Raw genomic sequence first — 18,027 nt, forward strand, 5'->3', positions numbered from 1 at the left:
GCCCGGAGATGGCCCGCGCGGCCCGCCGGTCAAGCGGGGCGCGCGGCCTTGTCAGATCTAGATGTGGATGGGGCGGCCATCCACGGCCAGCGCCGCTTCCTTCACCGCCTCGCTCAACGTCGGATGCCCGTGGCAGATGCGGCCCACATCCTCGGCGCTGGCACCGAACTCGATGGCCGTGACCAGCTCGGCGATCAGGTGGCCGGCATCCGGGCCCAGGATATGCGCGCCCAGCACCCGGTCGGTCGTCTTGTCGGCCAGGATCTTCACGAAGCCGTCCACATCGCCCATGGCGCGGGCGCGGCCATTGGCGGTGAAGGGGAACTTGCCGACCTTGTAGGCGGTGCCCGCGGCCTTCAGCTCCTCCTCCGTGGCGCCCACCGCGGCCACTTCGGGCCAGGTGTAGACGATGCCGGGGATGGCGCCGTAGTTCACATGCCCATGCTGGCCGGCCAGGATCTCGGCCACGGCCACGCCCTCATCCTCGGCCTTGTGGGCGAGCATGGCGCCGGCGATCACGTCGCCGATGGCATAGATGCCGGGGATGTTGGTGGCGAAATGCGCGTCGGTCTTGATGCGGCCCCGCTGGTCCAGCGCCACGCCCACGGCATCGAGGCCCAGGCCCTCGATATAGGGGCGGCGGCCGATGGCGACCAGCACCACATCGGCCTCGATCGCCTGGGCATCGCCGCCCTTGGCGGGCTCGACCGTGAGGGAGACGCCGGCCTCCGTCTTCGTCGCGCCCGTCACCTTGTGGCCGAGCTTGAACTTGAAGCCCTGCTTGGTCAGCACACGCTCGAAGTTCTTCGCCACCTCATTGTCCATGCCGGGCAGCAGACGGTCGAGGAACTCGATCACCGTCACCTCGGCGCCCAGGCGGCGCCACACGCTGCCCAGCTCCAGACCGATCACGCCGCCGCCGATGACGACGAGGTGCTTCGGCACGCTCTCCAGCTCCAGCGCGCCGGTGGAGGTGACGATCTGCTTCTCGTCCACCTCGACGCCGCGGAGCGGCACGCTCTCACTGCCCGAGGCGATGACGATGTTCTTCGTCTCATAGGTGGTGCCGGCCACCTCGACCTTGCCCGGCGCCGTAATCTTCCCCGCGCCCTTGAGCCAGGTGATCTTGTTCTTGCGGAACAGGAACTCCACGCCCTTGGTGTTGGCCTGCACCACCTCGCCCTTGCGGGCCTGCATCCGGGCCAGGTCGAGCTTCACGCCCTCCACCTGGATGCCATGGTCGGCGAACTTATGGGCGATCTCCTCGAAATTCTCGGAGGACTGGAGCAGCGCCTTAGAGGGGATGCAGCCGATGTTGAGGCAGGTGCCGCCCAGCGTGTCCCGCTTCTCGACGCAGGCCACCTTCATGCCGAGCTGGGCGGCCCGGATGGCGCAGACATAGCCGCCGGGGCCGGAGCCGATGACGATGAGGTCGAAGGAGTCGGCCATGGCGCAAGGGTCCTGCAATGATCGTGGGTGGGCAGGTAGCAGGCCCGCGCCCGGGATTGAAGGGTGCGCGGGCGGGCAAATCCGCGCTGGCAGGGTTTCCGGTGCCGCGGGGCGGCGATCCGGGCCGGCGGCGCGAGAGGTGCCCGAACCTCATCAACCCGCAGGGTAGCGCTCGAACTCCGGCAGCGAATCGAGGCGCCGCATCCAGCCGAGCCGCTCGGCCACCTGGATCTGGGCGCCCGGCGGCAGGGCCTCGGGGTCGTCCAGCGTGCCGGTCTGGATATCGATCATGCCCGGCAGCGTCGCCTCGTTCACATAGAACAGCCCCGTGCCACAGCGGCCGCAGAAATGACGACGGCCATGTTCGGAGGAGGCATAGACCACCGGCTCGCCCCTCACCTTCAGCGCCCCGGCGGGCACCATAGCCCAGCCGACCATCGGCGCGCCGGCATGGCGCCGGCAGTCGGAGCAATGGCAGAGGGCGTGGTGCAGCACCTCATCGGGCATCTCGTAATGGATGGCGCCGCAATGGCAACGGCCCGTGAGCATCGCTGTCCCTCCCCTTCCGGTGGCGGGAGGCTAGCACGGGGCGGCGAAATGAGAGCGGGCCGGAAGGGTCTCCCCTTCCGGCCCGCCGAACCCGATCCCGCGAGGGAGATCAGAGGCCGAGCAGCAGGCGCCGCGCGTCCTCCACGCCTTCCTTCACCCGCACGAGGAAGGAGACCGCCTCCTTCCCGTCCACGATCCGGTGGTCATAGGACAGGGCCAGGTACATCATCGGGCGGATCTCGATCTTGCCGCCCACCACCATGGCCCGCTCCTTGATCGCATGCATCCCGAGGATGCCGGACTGGGGCGGGTTGAGGATGGGGGTGGACATCAGCGAGCCGTAGATGCCGCCATTCGTGATGGTGAAGCTGCCGCCCGCCATCTCCTCCAGCTTCAGCTGGCCGTCACGCACGCGGCGGCCGAAATCGCCGATCGCCTTCTCGATGCCCGCGAAGGACAGGTCCTGCGCGTTCTTCAGCACGGGCACGACGAGGCCGGACGGGCCACCCACCGCGATGCCCATGTTCACGAAGTTCTTGTAGACGATCTCGTCGCCGTCGATCTCGGCATTGACGGCCGGGAACTCCTGGAGGGCGGCGACGCAGGCCTTCACGAAGAAGGACATGAAGCCGAGCTTCACGCCGTGCTTCTTCTCGAAGGCGTCCTTGTACTCGGCCCGCAGCGCCATCGCATTCGTCATGTCCACCTCGTTGAAGGTGGTGAGCATGGCGGCGGTGTTCTGCGCCTCCTTCAGGCGGCGCGCGATGGTGATGCGGAGCCGGGTCATCTTCACCCGCTCCTCGCCCTCGCCCGGCGCACGGGCGGCCTTGGGCGCCGCGGCCGGAGCGGCGGCGGCCGGGCGGGAGAGGAACTCCAGCACGTCGCCCTTGGCGATCCGGCCGTCCTTGGCGCTGCCCTGGCCGATCTGCTCGGCGCTCACGCCCTTCTCGGCCATCATCTTGGCCGCGGCGGGGAGCGGGGCATGGCCGGAGGGTTCGGCGCCGCCGGGGCGGGACACCGGGCCGGTCACCGGGCGCGGCTCCTCCACCTTCGGGGCGGCCGGGGCGGCGGGCGCCGCCGCGGCCGGCTTGGCCGCCGCCGCACCGGCACCGGCACCCGAACCGGCACCCATCGTGCCGAGCAGACCGCCGACCTCGACCTCGGCGCCCTCATCGGCCGCGATGCTCTCGATGGTGCCGGCGGAGGGGGCATTCACCTCCACCGTCACCTTGTCCGTCTCCAGCTCGACCAGCGGCTCGTCGGCCGCGACGGCCTCGCCCACCTTCTTCAGCCAGCGCGCGACGGTGGCGGTGGAAACGCTTTCGCCCAGGGTGGGCACCAGGATCTCGGTCATCGAATCTTCCTCAACCCAGGCCGAGCGCCTGGCGAACCAGCGCTTCCTGCTGCTGCGCGTGAACCTTGGCAAGCCCCGTCGCGGGGCTCGCGGCCGCAGGGCGCCCGACATAGGTCGGGCGCTTGGCCTTGCCACCCATGGCGGTCAGCACGCCTTCGATCTTCCGGTCGAGGAAGTTCCAGGCGCCCATGTTCTCCGGCTCCTCCTGGCACCACACCACCTCGGCCTTGCTGTAGGGGGCCAGGATCTTGGGCAGGGTGATGCTCGGGAAGGGGTAGAGCTGCTCGATCCGGATGATGGCGACGTCCTTCACGCCCTTGTCGCGACGCTCCTGCAGCAGGTCGTAGTAGACCTTGCCGGTGCAGAGCACGACGCGCTTCACCTTCTCGGGCGCCACCAGCTCGTCCACCTCCGGCAGCACCACCTGGAAGCGGCTGCCCGGGCCGAACTCGGCCAGCGAGGACACCGCCAGCTTGTGCCGCAGCAGGGACTTCGGCGTCATCAGCACCAGCGGCTTGCGGTAGTTCGCGCGCAGCTGGCGGCGCAGCGCATGGAAGTAGTTGGCGGGGGTGGTGATGTTCCCCACCCGCATGTTCCGCTCCGCGCAAAGCTGCAGGTAGCGCTCCAGGCGCGCGGAGGAGTGCTCCGGCCCCTGCCCCTCATAGCCATGCGGCAGCAGCATCACGAGCCCGGACATCCGCAGCCACTTCGTCTCCGCGGAGGCGACGAACTGGTCGATGATGACCTGCGCGCCGTTGGCGAAGTCGCCGAACTGCCCCTCCCACAGGACCAGCGTGTTCGGGTCCGCCAGGGAGTAGCCGTAGTCGAAGCCGAGGACGCCGAACTCCGAGAGGAGGGAGTTGAAGGCCTCGAGCTTCCTCTGCCCCTCGCGGATGTTGTTCAGCGGAACGTATTCGGCCTGGCTCTGCTGGTCGATCAGATAAGCATGCCGCTGGGAGAAGGTGCCGCGCTGAACGTCCTCGCCCGAGAGGCGGACGCGGTGGCCCTCCACCAGCAGCGATCCGAAGGCCAGCGCCTCGCCGGTCGCCCAGTCGATGCCCTCGCCCGTCTCGATGGCCTGCTTCTTGGCCTCGAGCTGGCGGAGGATCTTCGGGTTGGCGTTGAAGCCCTCCGGCACGCGGGAGAGGGCGGCGCCCACCTCGCGCAGGGTGTCGGGCTGCACCGCCGTGTCGGTCTCGGCCTCCGGCTCGTCATTGCCGGCGGCCTTCAGCCCGGCCCAGTGGCCCTCCAGCCAGTCGGCCTTGTTGGGCTTGAAGCTCTGGCTGGCCTGGAAGGCCTCGTCCAGCTTCGCGAAGAAGGCATCCTGGATGGCCTGGGCCTCGGCCTCGGGCACCGCACCCTCGGCCGCCAGCTTCTGCGCATACTTCGTGCGCGTCGTCGGCGTCTCCTTGATGCGGGCATACATCAGGGGCTGGGTGAAGGCCGGCTCGTCGCTCTCGTTATGGCCGTGGCGACGGTAGCAGACGATGTCGAGCACGATGTCGGTGGCAAACTTCAGCCGGAACTCGGTGGCGAGCCGGGCGCAGAACACCACCGCCTCCGGGTCGTCCCCGTTCACGTGCAGGATCGGCGCCTGGACCGACTTGGCCACATCCGTGCAGTACAGGCCCGAATAGGCATGCGCCGGGGTGGTGGTGAAGCCGATCTGGTTGTTGGTCACCACATGCACGGTGCCGCCGACGCGGTAGCCGATGAGCTGGCTCATCGCCATCGTCTCATAAACCACGCCCTGGCCGGCGAAGGCCGCGTCGCCATGCAGCAGGATGGCCATGACGGACTTGCGGCCGGTGTCGGCGGCCATGTCCTGGCGGGCACGCACCTTGCCGATCACCACCGGGTCCACCGCTTCCAGGTGGGACGGGTTGGGCTGCAGCGAGAGGTGGACCGGCCGCCCCTCGATCTCGACATCCGTGGAGGTGCCGAGATGGTACTTCACGTCGCCCGAGCCCTGGACGTCCTCGGCATGGCCGGCGCCCTTGAACTCGGCGAAGACCTGGGTGAAGGACTTCTTCACCACGTTCACCAGCGTGGACAGGCGGCCGCGATGCGCCATGCCGATGGCGATCTCGCCCACGCCACCCTGGGCCGCGGTGGCGATGACCGCCTGCAGCGCGGGGATGGTGGATTCGCCACCCTCCAGCCCGAAGCGCTTCGTGCCCACGAACTTGCGGGCGCAATAGGCCTCGAAGCCCTCGGCCTCGGTCAGCTGCTGCAGGATGGTGCGCTTCTCATCCTTGCCGAAGCCACTCCGCCAGGGCGCGCCCTCGACGCGCTGCTGGATGAAGGCCTTCTGCTCCGGGTCCTGGATGTGCATGAACTCGACGCCGATCGTGCCGCAATAGCTGGCCTTCAGGATCGAGAGGATCTCGCGCAGCGTCGCCGTCTCGCGGCCCAGCACCTTGTCGATGAAGATGGGGCGGTCGAGGTCGGCGTCGGAGAAGCCGTAGGTCTTCGGGTCCAGCTCCGCATGCAGCTTCTTCTTCTGCAGGCCCAGCGGGTCCAGGTCGGCTTCCAGATGGCCGCGCACGCGATAGGCGCGAATGAGCATCAGGGCACGGATGGAATCCAGCACCTGCTGCTTGCTGGCCGCGGGGTCGGCCGGCTTGGCGGCCGGGGCGGCGCCCTTGTCGCCCTTGCCCTTGGCCGCCGGCGGCGCCTCCGGCTCGGGCGCGAAGCCGCCGCGCGGGCGCGGGGCCCAGGAAGCGCCGGCGGCATCCCCCAGCACGGCCCGCGCGTCATCGTTCAGCGCCGCGAACAGCTCCTGGAAGGAGGCGTCCACGCTGTCCGGGGCCTGGACCCAGCGGGCGTAAAGATCGGCGAGGAAGGTGGCATTCGCCCCCGTCATCGCACTGGCTAGGATGTCCACTCCGGGCATGGTGCTCCGCTTCTCGGCTGATCGGGCTGGTAGGGGGTTAGGACTTCATCGGGGCAGGTCTGTGGCAGGGCGACAACCGGTGTCCCGGAGCCACATCGAGCCGCCACGCAATATCTGGACCTGTATCCGTTTCCATTCCGTTGCTCTCCGGGGCATCGCCCGGGCTCCCGCGCACCAATTGGGCGGTGGCGCGCCGCTTGTCACCCGTCTTACCGGCATGTCAGGCCGGCGCAAGGCGGGGCTCGCTCACAACTCCCAGAAACCGGGTCCGACAAGCCGGTCCGGCCGCGCCCGGAGGGGGGGGGCACGGCCGAACATGGGGCCAAAGGCAGGGCCAAAGCGGAGGTCTCAGGCGGCGCGGCGCAGCACCTCCTCCGGGCTCATCCGCACCAGCCGGCCATATTCGGCCACCAGGGCTTCCGTGATCCGCCCCGGGGTGAAGTGGTGCTCGCCGATCCGTCGCACCGGCGTCACCTCGGCCGCGGTCCCGGCCAGGAAGACCTCGCTCGCCCGGCCGATCTCCTCCGCCGCGATGGTGCGCTCCACCACCTTCATCTGGGCCTGCCGGGCCAGGTTCATCACTGTGCGGCGGGTAATGCCGTCCAGGAAGCCGACCGGCGACGGCGTGTGCAGCGCGCCATCGAAGACGAAGAAGGCGTTGGCCCCCGTGGCCTCCGCCACGTCGCCCTTCCAGTCCAGCATCAGGGCGTCGTCGAAGCCCTCCGCCGCCGCGGCATGCTTGGACATGGTGCCGATCATATAGAGGCCCGTCGCCTTGGAGGCCGTCGGCGCCGTGTCCGGCGCCGGCCGCCGCCACTTCGCCATGCCCAGGGTGATCCCCCGCATCCGGTCCTCGCCGAACAGGTTCGGCCAGGCCCAGGCGGCGATCGCCACATGGATGCGGGTGTTCTGGGCCGCCACCGCCAGCATCTCGCTGCCGCGATAGGCGATCGGGCGCAGATAGGCCTCGGTCAGGCCGTTGCGCCGCATGGTCTCGGTGCAGGCCGCGTCGATCTCCGCCACCGTCCAGGGAATCTCGAAGCCAAGGATCCGGGCGCTTTCGAACAGCCGCTCGGTATGCTCGCGCAGCTTGAACACATGGCCGGAATAGGCCCGTTCGCCCTCGAACACACCGCTGGCATAATGCAGCCCATGAGTGAGCACATGAAGCTTGGCATCGCGCCAGGGGACGAAGGATCCGTCGAACCAGATCCAGCCGTCGCGGTCGTCGAAGGGGGGCGGAGCCATGGCGAAATCCTCTGCTGCAATGCGGAACACGCTTGAAGCGTAATTTTATTTCTCTAAGTGCATTCACGCTAAAATGGTCGGCATGTTTGAGTCAACGATGCTGACCCAATCAAGGAGCAGGGCAGCCATGCCTGAAGGGATGGACACACGCACCGGCGGGGCGGGAGGGCAGCCCGGCGCGTCAGGCGGAGCAGGCGCCGCCGGCCGCAACCTGCTCTTCCTGCGGGAGGAGGAGCTGCGCCTCGCGCAGGACCTCCTCTTCTTCGGCTACCGGGACTTCACCGCCGGGCCGGACGCCATCCTGGCCGAGATGGGGATGGGCCGCGCCCATCACCGCGTGCTGCACTTCCTCGGGCGCCGCCCCGGCCTCACCGTGGGTGAGCTGCTATCCATCCTCGCCATCACCAAGCAGTCCCTCTCGCGGGTGCTCACGCCCCTGATGCAGCAGGGCTATGTCGCCCAGAGTCCCGGCCGCGCCGACCGCCGCCAGCGCCTGCTCGCCCTCACGCCCGAGGGAGAGGCGCTGGAGCGCCGCCTCTTCGAGCGCCAGCGCGAAACCGTCACCCGCGCCTATCGCGAAGCCGGGCCGGTGGCGGTGGAGGGCTTCCGCCATGTCATGCGGGGGCTGATGGGGCCCGAGGCCCGCAAGGCGCTGGAGCGGCTGGGCGGGACGGACCGCCCCTCCGCCCGCGCCGTGCCGGCCCAGGGAGCATCGCCAGGGGCGCCCCATGCCGGGCCGCGCCCGCCCGCGCCCAAGCCCATGCCGGGGAAGGCCCCATGACGGACAGCGCCGCCCATCTCCTCGTGGTGGACGACGATTCGCGCCTGCGAGCCCTGCTCCAGCGCTTCCTCGCGGAGCAGGGCTTCCGCGTCACCGTCGCCGGCGATGCCGCCGCGGCCCGGCAGGCGCTGGGCGCGATGGAATACGACCTGATGGTGCTCGACGTGATGATGCCGGGCGAAACCGGGCTGGAGCTGACCGAAAGCCTGCGCCGCACCGGGCAGGACGTGCCCATCCTCATGCTCACCGCCGCCGGCGCGCCGGATGACCGGATCGCGGGGTTCGAGCACGGGGCGGACGACTACCTGGCCAAGCCCTTCGACCCGCGCGAGCTGGCGCTGCGCATCCGCACCATCCTCAAGCGCGCCGCGCCGCCCGCCTCCGCCCCGCTGCCCCCGGTGCAGCTCGGGCTCCGCTGGTTCGATGCCGAGCGCGGCGAGCTGCGCGGGCCGGAGGGCGTGACCCGGCTGACGGGCGGAGAGGCCGCCCTGCTGGTCGCCCTGGCCCGCCGCGGCGGCGAGGTGCTCTCGCGCGAGGAGATCGCGGCCGCCATGGGCACGCCCGAGGCCGGGGAGCGCGCGGTGGACGTGACCGTCACCCGGCTGCGCCGCAAGATCGAGCCCGACCCGCGCGAGCCGCGTTTCCTGCACACGGTCCGCCACAAGGGCTATGTGCTGCGGCCGGGGGCCTGAATGCCCCAGCCGGGAGGTTCCGCCATGGCGCCCGATATCGGACCGAAGGGCATCCATCCCGACCCGGGATGGGCCGACGCGCCGCCGCCCGAGGCCCGGGCCTGCCCGCCGGCCTGGACCCGCCGGCGCCGGCTGCGCGGCACCATCAGCGCCGCCCTGCGCCCCTTCGTGCCGCGCGGCCTGCTGGCGCGCGCGCTGCTCATCATCCTCATCCCCCTGGTGGTCACCCAGGGCATCGCGCTGCAGATCTTCTACGGCACGCATCTCGACGTGATCTCGCGCCGCCTGGCCGGGGGCGTGGCCGGGGATGTCGGGATGGTGGTGGAGCTGCTCTCCCGCTACCCCGTGCAGGAGGAGCGGGGCTGGATCTTCCGCGAGGCCGCCTGGCGGCTGGACCTCTCCCTCGCCTTCGAACCGGGGGCGACGCTGGGCCGGACCCCCGCCCGCTCGGCGAGCCTGCCGCTGCTGCCGCTGGAGGAGGACCTGGACAACGCCCTGCGCGAACGCCTGCGCCTGAACTTCGACACGGACTGGCAGAGCGACCCGCGCAGCGTGATCATCCGCGTGGGCCTGCCGGACGGCGTGCTGCATGTGGAGGCGCCCCGGAAGCGGCTCTTCTCCGGCACGCTCTATCTCTTCGTCATCTGGCTCGTCGGCGCCTCGCTGCTGCTCTTCGTCGTCGCGGCCCTGTTCATGAAGAACCAGGTGCGCGCCCTGCGGCGCCTGGCCGCCGCCGCCGAGGCCTTCGGCAAGGGGCGGGAAACCGGGCCGATCAAGCCCGAGGGCGCCAGCGAGGTGCGGCAGGCCGCCGCCGCCTTCAACGGCATGCGGGCCAATATCCGCCGCTTCGTCACCCAGCGGACCGAGATGCTGGCCGGCATCAGCCACGACCTCCGCACTCCCCTCACCCGCCTGCGCCTCGGCCTCGCCATGCTGCCCTCCGACGCGCAGGAGGATGCCGTGGCCATGACCCAGGACGTGGAGGAGATGGAGCGCATGGTCGCCTCCTACCTCGCCTTCGCGCGAGGCGAGGTGCTGGAGGCCGCCGAACCCACCGACCTCGTGGCCCTGGCACGGGACATGGCGAGCCGCGGCGCGAGCGACGGGCCGGCGGTGGAGGTGGAGGCCCCGCCCTCCCTCACCCTGCCGCTGCGGGCGGATGCCCTGCGCCGCTGCCTCGGCAACCTGCTGGACAACGCCCGGCGCCACGCCGCGCGGGTGACCATCACCGTCCGGGCCACCCCGGGCTGGGCGGAGCTGGCGGTGGACGACGATGGCCCCGGCATTCCGGCCGCGGCGCGCGAGGGGGCCTTCAAGCCCTTCGCCAGCTTCTCCTCCGGCGGCACCGGGCTCGGCCTCGCCATTGCCCGCGACATCGCCCGGGCCCATGGCGGGGAGATCGCGCTAGGGGAGAGCCCGATGGGCGGCTTGCGGGCGACCATCCGCCTCCCGATGTGAGCGACGCGGGGGGCCGCCCCGCGAAACCGGGCGGTTACAGGCAGCGCGCGCTGCCCTATGGATTCCGGACCTCGAGGGAGCGGAACGATGGACGGTTTCGACATGGAGGCGGGCTCCGCGGAATCCGGCTTCGGTCCCGAGCCCGGGGCCGAGGAGCTCTGGGCCGCCCTGCGTGACGAGGCCGTCGCCGCCGCCCATTCCGAACCCGTCCTGCGCGGGCTGCTCGAACTCGCCGTGCTGCGCCACGAATCGCTCGCCCCGGCCCTTGCCGCGCTGCTCGCCCGCAAGCTGTCCGAGGCGCTGATGCCGGCGGAGCGGCTGGAGGACCTGGTGCGGGCGGCCGGGCAGGCGCTGATCGGCCTCGCCGCCGCCGACCTCGCCGCCAATCGTCGGCGAGACCCGGCAGCCCGGGGCTGGCTCACGCCCTTCCTGCACTACAAGGGCTTCCATGCCCTCTCCTGGCACCGGGTCGCGCATGGGCTGTGGCGGGAAGGCCGCTTCGACCTGGCCCTTTATCTCCAGAGCCGCTGCTCCCTCGTCTTCGGCGTGGACATCCACCCCGCCGTGCCCGTCGGGCGCGGGGTGTTCATCGACCACGCGACCGGCGTGGTGGTGGGCGAGACGGCGGTGATCGGGAACGACGTCTCGATCCTGCAGGAGGTGACGCTGGGCGGCACCGGCAAACAGCGGGGCGACCGGCACCCGAAGGTGCGGGACGGCGTGCTCCTCTCGGCCGGCGCCAAGGTGCTGGGCAACATCGAAATCGGGCGCGGGGCCAAGGTGGGCGCGGGCAGCGTGGTGCTGGCCGACGTGCCGCCCTGTGCCACCGTCGCCGGCGTGCCCGCCCGCGTGGTGGGCTGGTGCCGGGACGCCGTGCCGGCCCTCGCCATGGACCAGAGTCTGCCGCCAGGGACGGCCTGAGGCCCGGGGCTTTTCCGGGTTCTTGCTCTGGTTAGGTCGGTCTGTCCCGGGGAGAGGAAGAAGGAATTCTTCCTCTCCCCGGACCCCTCACCATCATCTTCTTTTAGAGGTTTGGAATCACTCGGCGGACGGTGCGCCTGAGGTCCACGACCTCAGGCGACTGCAAGGGCAGGATATGCACCCTGCAAACCAGAGACCCCTTCGATCATCGTATCCACGGCAGTCAGACGGGGTTCCAAGGGCCTCAGGCCCTTGGCGGGTCGAGGGCGGAGCCCTCGGCATTACACCCGGTTCATCTCGTTTCCACATGGATACGAATTCACATGCCGGCTGGCGGAACCCCTGCCATGATCCTCACGTCACACGGGAATGTGAGGCCACAATGCGTTGGATCATCGGTGCTTTGTTTGTTGCTGCTTTCGCCAGCCTCGGCGGCGCGAGCCATGCGGTCACCCCGGGTGCCATGACGGCCACGGTCGAGTCCGCCCGCGAGGCGACGACCTCCGTGACCGAGGTGGCCGCGCGCCGCCGCCCGGCCACGCATCGCCGCGTCACGCGCCACCGCCGCCCGGCGGTCACGCGCTAAGCCTCCATTCTTCAGGGGGGCAGAACGGCGAAGGGCCCGGCGGGGAACCGCCGGGCCCTTGCCATGTCAGGGTCTCACACGTTGAAGCGGAAGAGCAGGACGTCGCCGTCCTTGACGACATACTCCTTGCCCTCCACCCGCATCTTCCCGGCCTCCTTGGCGCCCTGCTCGCCGCCCAGCGCCACGAAGTCGTCGAAGGCGATGGTCTCGCAGGCGATGAAGCCGCGCTCGAAGTCGTTGTGGATGACCGCAGCGGCCTGCGGGGCCTTGGTTCCGCGGTTGATGGTCCAGGCGCGCGATTCCTTCGGCCCCACCGTGAAATAGGTGATGAGGCCGAGCAGCTCGTAGCCGGCGCGGATGATGCGATCGAGGCCGCTATCCTTCAGCCCGAGGCTATCCAGGAACTCCGCCCGGTCCGCATCCGGCATCTGGCTGATCTCGGCCTCGATGGCGGCGGAGACGATGACGGCCTTCGCGCCCTGGGCGCGGGCCATCTCCTCCACCCGCGCGGAATGGGCGTTGCCGGTGGCGGCCGAGCCTTCCTCCACGTTGCAGACATAGAGGACGGGCTTCGTCGTCATCAGCTGCAGCCGGGCGGCCGCAGCCTCCTCGCCCTTGGGCACGGCGGTGCGGGCGGGCTTGCCATCGGCCAGCGCGGCGACGATCGGCTCGGCCAGCGCCACGAAGGCCGCGCTCTCCTTGTCGCCGTTCTTCGCCTTCTTCTGGGCGGGGATCAGCCGCTTCTCGAGGCTGTCGAGGTCGGCGAGCATCAGCTCGGTCTCGACCGTCTCCGCGTCCCGCACCGGATCCACGCTGCCCTCGACATGGGTAATGTCCCCATCCTCGAAGCAGCGGAGGACGTGGACGATCGCGTCCACCTCGCGGATGTTGGCGAGGAACTGGTTGCCCAGCCCTTCACCACGGGACGCACCGCGCACCAGCCCGGCGATGTCCACGAATTCGAGGGAGGTCGGCACCTTCTTGATGGACTTGCCGATGCGCGCCAGCTCATCCAGCCGCGGGTCGGGCACGGCCACGCGGCCGACATTCGGCTCGATCGTGCAGAAGGGATAGTTGGCGGCCTGGGCGGCGGCCGTCTGGGTGAGGGCGTTGAAGAGGGTGGACTTGCCGACATTGGGCAGGCCCACGATTCCGCAGTTGAAGCCCATGGTGGCCTGCTTTTCCTTGGCTATCGGGGAGGATCTGGCGGTGGCTTACGCCGGGGTGGCGGGTGGAGGCTAGGGGTGCGTTCGGGGTCAGCCCTGGGTAAGCAGGGCGACCTTCGTCATGAACTCTTCCGGCTTGCCCTCGGCCAGCAGCGGCGCGGCATCGGCCACGGCATCCAGCAACCGGTCCAGCCACTCCCCATCCACCTTGGCGAAGTTGCCGAGGACATGGCCATGCACCCGATCCTTGTGCCCGGGATGGCCGATTCCGAGACGGACGCGCCAGAAGTCGGGGCTCGCGAAGGCGCGCTGCATGTCCCGCAGCCCGTTATGCCCGGCCGCGCCCCCGCCCTTCTTCACCCGCACCTTGCCGGGCGCGAGGTCCAGCTCGTCATGGAAGGCCGTGATGTCGGCCAGCGGGATCTTGTGGAAGGCGGCGGCGGGCTGAACCGAGTTGCCGCTGGCGTTCATGTAGGTGTGCGGCTTCAGCAGCACGATCCGCTGCCCGGCGATCTGCCCTTCGGAGGTCTCGCCCTTGAAGCGGCTGCGCCAGGGGCCGAAGCGGTGCCGGGCGGCGATCCGCTCCACGGCCATGAAGCCGATATTGTGCCGCTGCTTCGCATGCTCCGCGCCCGGATTGCCCAGGCCCACCCACAGAAGCATCCCATGACCCCATCAAAGGTTGGGGCGCGCCGCTTCCGCGTGCGCGCCCCAAACTGACAGAAAAAGGAGGGGGCCCAGGGGAGTTCCCTCCCCCGGCCGCTCCTTACTTCTTCTTCGCGGGCGCGCCCTTGCCGCCCTTGCCCTTGGCGTCGGGGGCCGGAGCCGCCGGAGCCGCCACGACCTCTTCCACCACCACGACCGGCGGGGCGATCGTCAGCACGACGAAGTCGCGGGCGATGGTCGCGGAAGCGCCCTGGTGATCCTTGACGTTGGACCACCGGAAGGTGTCGCCGATCTCCGCGGCGGACACGTCCACCTCAAAGCGCTCCGGCACGTTGTCCGGATCGGCCATCACCTCGAGGTCGCGGCGGACCAGGTTGGCGACGCCACCCGCCTTGATGCCGGGCGAAACCTCTTCACCGAGCAGCACGACCGGCACCTTCACGCGGATATGCTGGCCAGCGGCGAGGCGCTGGAAATCCACATGGATGGGCTGGTCGGAAACGGGGTGGAACTGCACGTCGCGCATCAGGCAACGCACCGGCGCGGCACCGGCCACCGCCACCTCATACAGGTGGGACTGCCAACCGCCCTTGTGCAGCTCCTTCATCACGTCACGCGGGTCGAGAGACAGAAGGGTCGCCTCCTGCTTCGCCCCATAGATCACTGCGGGGACCATGCCCCCACGCCGGGTCGCGCGCGCCGCCCCCTTACCGGCCCGCTCGCGCGCCGCGGCCTCGATCCGAATGGTCTGGACCATTGCCGTCATTCCTTCGCGAATTGGGTTTCCTTCCGCGTCGCCATGCAGGCACGCGAAAACACGCCGGCCTCCAGGGGTGCCGGCGTGGGGCGGGGTTTAGCGGGGGCGGCCGGCGGGGGCAAGGTTTCCGGCGGGCGCCCGATCCTCGGCCCCATTGGGCGAGTTGTCCGCCGCGCTCTTGTTCTGGGCTGGCGGTCTGTCCCGGGGAGCGGGAGAAGGATTCTTCCTCTCCCGGCCCCCTCACCTTCTTCTTTTTCTTCAGGTTTGGAATCACTCGGCTGTCGGTGCGCCTGAGGTCCACGACCTCAGGCGACTGCAAACGCAGGAAGGGCACCCCTCAACCAGAGACCCCTTCGATCATCGTATCCACGGCAGTCAGACGGGGTTCCAAGGGCCTCAGGCCCTTGGCGGGTCGAGGGCAGAGCCCTCCCTCGAACGCCCCAAACCCAGGACGCCACCAGCGGCACGAGGTCATGAACCCCGAGGCCGATAGGGGCTGGGGACCTCACCCGGAGGCTTCCCGCGTCTCCGGCATCGCAAGCCACACCACGGCCACCGAGAGCAGCCCGATCCCCGCCAGCATCGCGAAGGCGGTGCCCGGCCCGAACCATTCCGCGGCCAGCCCTGCCAGGGTGGTGCTGAGCGTACCGCCAATCCCCACCGCGAGGCCGAACAGGCCGAGGCAGAGGTTGAACCGGTTGGTGCCGCGCGTGAGGTCGGCCGCCAGCAGGGGCAGCAGGACGCCGAGCCCGGCGGCGCTGATCCCATCCAGCGCCTGGACGAGGATGAGCCAGGCCGGGTTGTCCACCAGCATCAGCAGGAGGCCCCGCGCGGGCAGGGCCGCGAAGCCGATCAGCAGGGCCAGCCGCCGCCCGCGCCGCTGGGCGAGCCGCCCGATCCCGGGAGCGATCATGGCCATAATGAGCTGCGGCGCGATGATGCAGGCCGCGATGATGAGGTTGGCCTCGTCGCCCGCATGCCGCGTCACCTGCGTGCCGGCCAGCGGCAACATGGCCGCGTTGGACAGGGTGAAAAGACCGCAGCACAGGGCGAAGACGAGCACGCCACGGCTGCGGAGCAGCGTGCCCAGCCCGCGCAGCGCTCCCCCTTCCCGCTCCTCCGGCCGGGGCGGGTGCAGGTCATCGGGGCGGATCGCCGCCAGGGCGATCAGGCTCGGGATGCAGAGGGCCGCGGTCAGCCAGAAGACCGAGGCGCCGGAAAGCCAGGTGCCCGCCGCGCCCAGCACCCCCGCCGCCACGCCGCTGCCCACCGCGGCGTAACGGGCATTCCGGCCGAGGCGTTCCCCCAGCCCCTGCCGGCCCACCAGCGCGAGGCTGATGGCGGCGATGGAGGGGCCGAGGATGCAGGAGGCGACGCCATGCAGCACCTCGGAGATCATCACCGGCAGGGTTTCGGGCAGCAGCGCCAGCAGCAGGGCGGAGGCGGCGATGGCCAGCAGCGCCAGCGCCGCGGCGAAGCGCTTGTTGGGCGTGGCATCCACCATCGCCCCCGCCGGCACCTGCATCGCCATGGTGACGAAGGCGCCGACGCTCAGCGCGAGGCCGATCTCCAGCTCGGTCCAGGCATGGGCCGTGAGATAGACGGCGATGAACGGCCCAAAGCCCGTCTGGACGTTGGACATGAAGAAGTTCAGCCAGTCGAGCCCTCGCCCGCTGCGCCCCGCCATGCGCTGGCGCCCCTAGTTGCTTCGCGCGGGGTCGGCACCGGGCGGCGTGGGGGGTTGCGGGGTCCCCGGGGCCGCCGGCTCCGGCCCGGCCGGTACGGGCTCGGGGGCGGCCTCGGGCACTGGGGGCGCCGCGACGACGACCGGCTCGCCATCCTTGTAGTCGGGGAAGGCGCGCATCTGGTCGCGGGTGAGTTCGAGGCGGACGATCTCGGGCGAGAAGCGCAGCGTGCGCCAGGCCACCGCGACGCGGCGCCGGCCGACACCGAGGAAGCCGCCATAGTCGAGGACGGCGGCACGGGGCTGGCCATTATCGTCCAGCAGCACGTTCACGATGCGCCCGACCACGTCGCCCGAGGGGCCGGTCACCTCGCGCCCGATGACGCGCTGGGAGGCCTCGCGGGGCAGTTCCTCCCGGGCGGCGGGGCTCCGGGCCGCGGGCTGGGCGGCGGGCGGAGGCGTGTCCTGGGCCAGGGCCGGCACCGCGAGGCCCGACATGGCCAGAGCCAGCCGGAAGGTGAGGTGCCGGGCGCGGCAGGGGGGAAGGCAGCGCATGGCCGCGAGCCTAGAGCATCCGCGCGCCCGGCCGAAGCCATCCTTGCCCCGCAGCGGGGGCACGGACGGGAACGGGACCGATTTCAGGCCTCGACGGGGACCTTCACCTCGGTCGTCCAGCCATGCGCGTCATTCGTGCGGCCGTACTGGATGCCGACGATCGCGTCGTACAGCTTCTGGGTGAGGGCACCGGTCTGGCCGTTGGAGATGACGATCTTCTCGCCCTTGTAGCCCAGTTCGCCCACCGGGGAGACGACGGCGGCGGTGCCGGTGCCCCACATCTCGCGCAGCGTGCCGTTGCGCCCGGCCTCCATCACCTCGTCGATCGTGATCCGGCGCTCGCTGACCTTCACGCCCCAGTCCCGCAGGAGCTGGAGGATGGAGTTGCGGGTCACGCCGTCCAGGATGGTGCCGGCCAGTGGCGGGGTGATCACCTCGTCGCCGATCTGCATCATGATGTTCATGGTGCCGACCTCGTCGATCGCCTTGCGCTCGATCGCGTCCAGCCAGAGCACCTGGGTGTAGCCCTGGCGCTCGGCATCGCGCTGCGCGGCGAGGGAGGCGGCGTAGTTGGCGGCAGTCTTGGCCTCGCCCAGCCCGCCGGCGACCGCCCGCACATACTTGTCCGTCGCCAGGATGCGGACCGGCTTCACCCCTTCCTTGTAGTAGGAGCCGACCGGCGAGCAGATGACGAAATAGGTGTAGCGGTGCGCCGGATGCACGCCGAGCATCACCTCGGTCGCGATCACGGTCGGGCGGATATAGAGCGAGGTGCCGGGGGCGGAGGGCACCCATTCATGGTCCACGCCCACGATCGCCTCGAAGGAGCGCCGGACGAGGTCCGCGTCCATTTCGGGGATGCAGAGCGCGGCGCAGGACTTGTTGAGCCGCCGCGCATGGCGCTCCGCCCGGAAGAGGCGGATCTTGCCGTCCGGGCCACGGAAGGCCTTCAGCCCGTCGAACACCGCCTGGCCGTAATGCAGGACGGAGGTGGCCGGATCCATGGTGAAGGAGCCGTAGGGCACCACCCGCGGGTCGTGCCAGCCGCGCCCCTCCTCGTAATCCATCAGGAACATGTGGTCCGTGAAGACCTTCCCGAAGGACAGGGAGGCATCGTCGGGGCGCGCCTTGGGCGCGTGGGTCCGGGTCAGGCTGATTTCCGTGCTCATGGCGCCGACGTCCGCAATATTGTTGCTTAGGCTGTCATCCTAGCGCAACGCAGACGCCGGCGGAAACCACGGGGGCGCATTCCTCCCATGTCCGTC

General features: G+C 70.2%; 16 protein-coding genes. 5 read left to right on the plus strand and 11 right to left on the minus strand.

Features of this window, described 5'->3' with window-relative positions:
• Positions 1-57: 57 nt before the first annotated feature.
• The 5 genes from lpdA to BUB97_RS09220 all read right to left on the minus strand — a co-directional run bounded on the left by lpdA (position 58) and on the right by BUB97_RS09220 (position 7,496).
• Positions 58-1,449 (minus strand): dihydrolipoyl dehydrogenase, encoded by a 1,392-nt coding sequence (gene lpdA / locus BUB97_RS09200; protein ID WP_073133888.1) that lies wholly within the window; start codon positions 1,447-1,449, stop codon positions 58-60.
• Between the two features lie 153 nt (positions 1,450-1,602).
• Complete coding sequence (locus BUB97_RS09205; RefSeq protein WP_073133890.1) at positions 1,603-1,998, minus strand: GFA family protein; 396 nt, start codon at positions 1,996-1,998, stop codon at positions 1,603-1,605.
• Positions 1,999-2,107: 109 nt separating this feature from the next.
• Positions 2,108-3,352 (minus strand): 2-oxoglutarate dehydrogenase complex dihydrolipoyllysine-residue succinyltransferase, encoded by a 1,245-nt coding sequence (odhB, locus tag BUB97_RS09210; RefSeq protein ID WP_073133892.1) that lies wholly within the window; start codon positions 3,350-3,352, stop codon positions 2,108-2,110.
• A gap of 10 nt (positions 3,353-3,362) precedes the next feature.
• The gene (locus BUB97_RS09215) at positions 3,363-6,248 is read right to left on the minus strand and encodes a 2-oxoglutarate dehydrogenase E1 component (RefSeq protein ID WP_073133894.1); all 2,886 of its coding nucleotides are present in this window, start codon (positions 6,246-6,248) and stop codon (positions 3,363-3,365) included.
• Between the two features lie 348 nt (positions 6,249-6,596).
• A complete protein-coding gene (locus tag BUB97_RS09220; protein ID WP_073133896.1) occupies positions 6,597-7,496 on the minus strand; it encodes a branched-chain amino acid aminotransferase in 900 nt (299 codons plus the stop codon).
• 139 nt (positions 7,497-7,635) lie between these two features.
• On the opposite strand from BUB97_RS09220, the gene BUB97_RS09225 reads away from it, so the two are divergent.
• From BUB97_RS09225 to BUB97_RS09245, 5 genes are all read left to right on the plus strand, one after another.
• The gene (locus BUB97_RS09225) at positions 7,636-8,277 is read left to right on the plus strand and encodes a MarR family winged helix-turn-helix transcriptional regulator (RefSeq protein ID WP_086062047.1); all 642 of its coding nucleotides are present in this window, start codon (positions 7,636-7,638) and stop codon (positions 8,275-8,277) included.
• On the plus strand, positions 8,274-8,969 hold the full coding sequence (locus tag BUB97_RS09230) for a response regulator (protein WP_073133898.1): 696 nt from the start codon (positions 8,274-8,276) through the stop codon (positions 8,967-8,969). Before BUB97_RS09225 ends, BUB97_RS09230 begins: the two co-directional genes overlap by 4 nt.
• A gap of 24 nt (positions 8,970-8,993) precedes the next feature.
• On the plus strand, positions 8,994-10,427 hold the full coding sequence (locus BUB97_RS09235) for an ATP-binding protein (RefSeq protein WP_086062048.1): 1,434 nt from the start codon (positions 8,994-8,996) through the stop codon (positions 10,425-10,427).
• An 87-nt stretch (positions 10,428-10,514) separates the two neighbouring features.
• Positions 10,515-11,348 carry a serine O-acetyltransferase gene (cysE, locus tag BUB97_RS09240; RefSeq protein ID WP_245818254.1) on the plus strand — a complete coding sequence of 278 codons (834 nt, stop codon included), beginning with the start codon at positions 10,515-10,517 and terminating at the stop codon, positions 11,346-11,348.
• Between the two features lie 403 nt (positions 11,349-11,751).
• The gene (locus tag BUB97_RS09245) at positions 11,752-11,934 is read left to right on the plus strand and encodes a hypothetical protein (RefSeq protein WP_073133900.1); all 183 of its coding nucleotides are present in this window, start codon (positions 11,752-11,754) and stop codon (positions 11,932-11,934) included.
• Between the two features lie 74 nt (positions 11,935-12,008).
• On the opposite strand, the gene ychF is transcribed toward BUB97_RS09245, so the two are convergent.
• From ychF to BUB97_RS09275, 6 genes are all read right to left on the minus strand, one after another.
• Positions 12,009-13,103, minus strand: a complete 1,095-nt coding sequence (gene ychF, locus BUB97_RS09250) for a redox-regulated ATPase YchF (RefSeq protein ID WP_073133902.1) — start codon at positions 13,101-13,103, stop codon at positions 12,009-12,011.
• An 87-nt stretch (positions 13,104-13,190) separates the two neighbouring features.
• Positions 13,191-13,763 (minus strand): aminoacyl-tRNA hydrolase, encoded by a 573-nt coding sequence (pth, locus tag BUB97_RS09255; protein WP_073133905.1) that lies wholly within the window; start codon positions 13,761-13,763, stop codon positions 13,191-13,193.
• A gap of 103 nt (positions 13,764-13,866) precedes the next feature.
• Positions 13,867-14,523 (minus strand): 50S ribosomal protein L25/general stress protein Ctc, encoded by a 657-nt coding sequence (locus BUB97_RS09260; RefSeq protein ID WP_073133907.1) that lies wholly within the window; start codon positions 14,521-14,523, stop codon positions 13,867-13,869.
• A 505-nt stretch (positions 14,524-15,028) separates the two neighbouring features.
• A complete protein-coding gene (locus BUB97_RS09265; protein WP_073133909.1) occupies positions 15,029-16,210 on the minus strand; it encodes an MFS transporter in 1,182 nt (393 codons plus the stop codon).
• A 12-nt stretch (positions 16,211-16,222) separates the two neighbouring features.
• Positions 16,223-16,762, minus strand: a complete 540-nt coding sequence (locus BUB97_RS09270; RefSeq protein ID WP_073133911.1) for a PRC-barrel domain-containing protein — start codon at positions 16,760-16,762, stop codon at positions 16,223-16,225.
• 83 nt (positions 16,763-16,845) lie between these two features.
• Positions 16,846-17,931 carry a branched-chain amino acid aminotransferase gene (locus BUB97_RS09275; protein ID WP_073133913.1) on the minus strand — a complete coding sequence of 362 codons (1,086 nt, stop codon included), beginning with the start codon at positions 17,929-17,931 and terminating at the stop codon, positions 16,846-16,848.
• Between the last annotated feature and the right edge of the window lie 96 nt (positions 17,932-18,027).

The sequence above is a fragment of the Muricoccus roseus genome (assembly GCF_900141905.1).
Lineage (GTDB): Bacteria > Pseudomonadota > Alphaproteobacteria > Acetobacterales > Acetobacteraceae > Roseomonas > Roseomonas rosea.

What these genes read in the sequence shown, in the direction of transcription:
- lpdA (WP_073133888.1), bottom strand. Translation starts at nt 1,449, where the DNA reads ATGGCCGACTCCTTCGACCTCATCGTCATCGGCTCCGGCCCCGGCGGC.
- BUB97_RS09205 (WP_073133890.1), bottom strand. Translation starts at nt 1,998, where the DNA reads ATGCTCACGGGCCGTTGCCATTGCGGCGCCATCCATTACGAGATGCCC.
- odhB (WP_073133892.1), bottom strand. Translation starts at nt 3,352, where the DNA reads ATGACCGAGATCCTGGTGCCCACCCTGGGCGAAAGCGTTTCCACCGCC.
- BUB97_RS09215 (WP_073133894.1), bottom strand. Translation starts at nt 6,248, where the DNA reads ATGCCCGGAGTGGACATCCTAGCCAGTGCGATGACGGGGGCGAATGCC.
- BUB97_RS09220 (WP_073133896.1), bottom strand. Translation starts at nt 7,496, where the DNA reads ATGGCTCCGCCCCCCTTCGACGACCGCGACGGCTGGATCTGGTTCGAC.
- BUB97_RS09225 (WP_086062047.1), top strand. Translation starts at nt 7,636, where the DNA reads ATGGACACACGCACCGGCGGGGCGGGAGGGCAGCCCGGCGCGTCAGGC.
- BUB97_RS09230 (WP_073133898.1), top strand. Translation starts at nt 8,274, where the DNA reads ATGACGGACAGCGCCGCCCATCTCCTCGTGGTGGACGACGATTCGCGC.
- BUB97_RS09235 (WP_086062048.1), top strand. Translation starts at nt 8,994, where the DNA reads ATGGCGCCCGATATCGGACCGAAGGGCATCCATCCCGACCCGGGATGG.
- cysE (WP_245818254.1), top strand. Translation starts at nt 10,515, where the DNA reads ATGGACGGTTTCGACATGGAGGCGGGCTCCGCGGAATCCGGCTTCGGT.
- ychF (WP_073133902.1), bottom strand. Translation starts at nt 13,103, where the DNA reads ATGGGCTTCAACTGCGGAATCGTGGGCCTGCCCAATGTCGGCAAGTCC.
- pth (WP_073133905.1), bottom strand. Translation starts at nt 13,763, where the DNA reads ATGCTTCTGTGGGTGGGCCTGGGCAATCCGGGCGCGGAGCATGCGAAG.
- BUB97_RS09260 (WP_073133907.1), bottom strand. Translation starts at nt 14,523, where the DNA reads ATGGTCCAGACCATTCGGATCGAGGCCGCGGCGCGCGAGCGGGCCGGT.
- BUB97_RS09265 (WP_073133909.1), bottom strand. Translation starts at nt 16,210, where the DNA reads ATGGCGGGGCGCAGCGGGCGAGGGCTCGACTGGCTGAACTTCTTCATG.
- BUB97_RS09270 (WP_073133911.1), bottom strand. Translation starts at nt 16,762, where the DNA reads ATGCGCTGCCTTCCCCCCTGCCGCGCCCGGCACCTCACCTTCCGGCTG.
- BUB97_RS09275 (WP_073133913.1), bottom strand. Translation starts at nt 17,931, where the DNA reads ATGAGCACGGAAATCAGCCTGACCCGGACCCACGCGCCCAAGGCGCGC.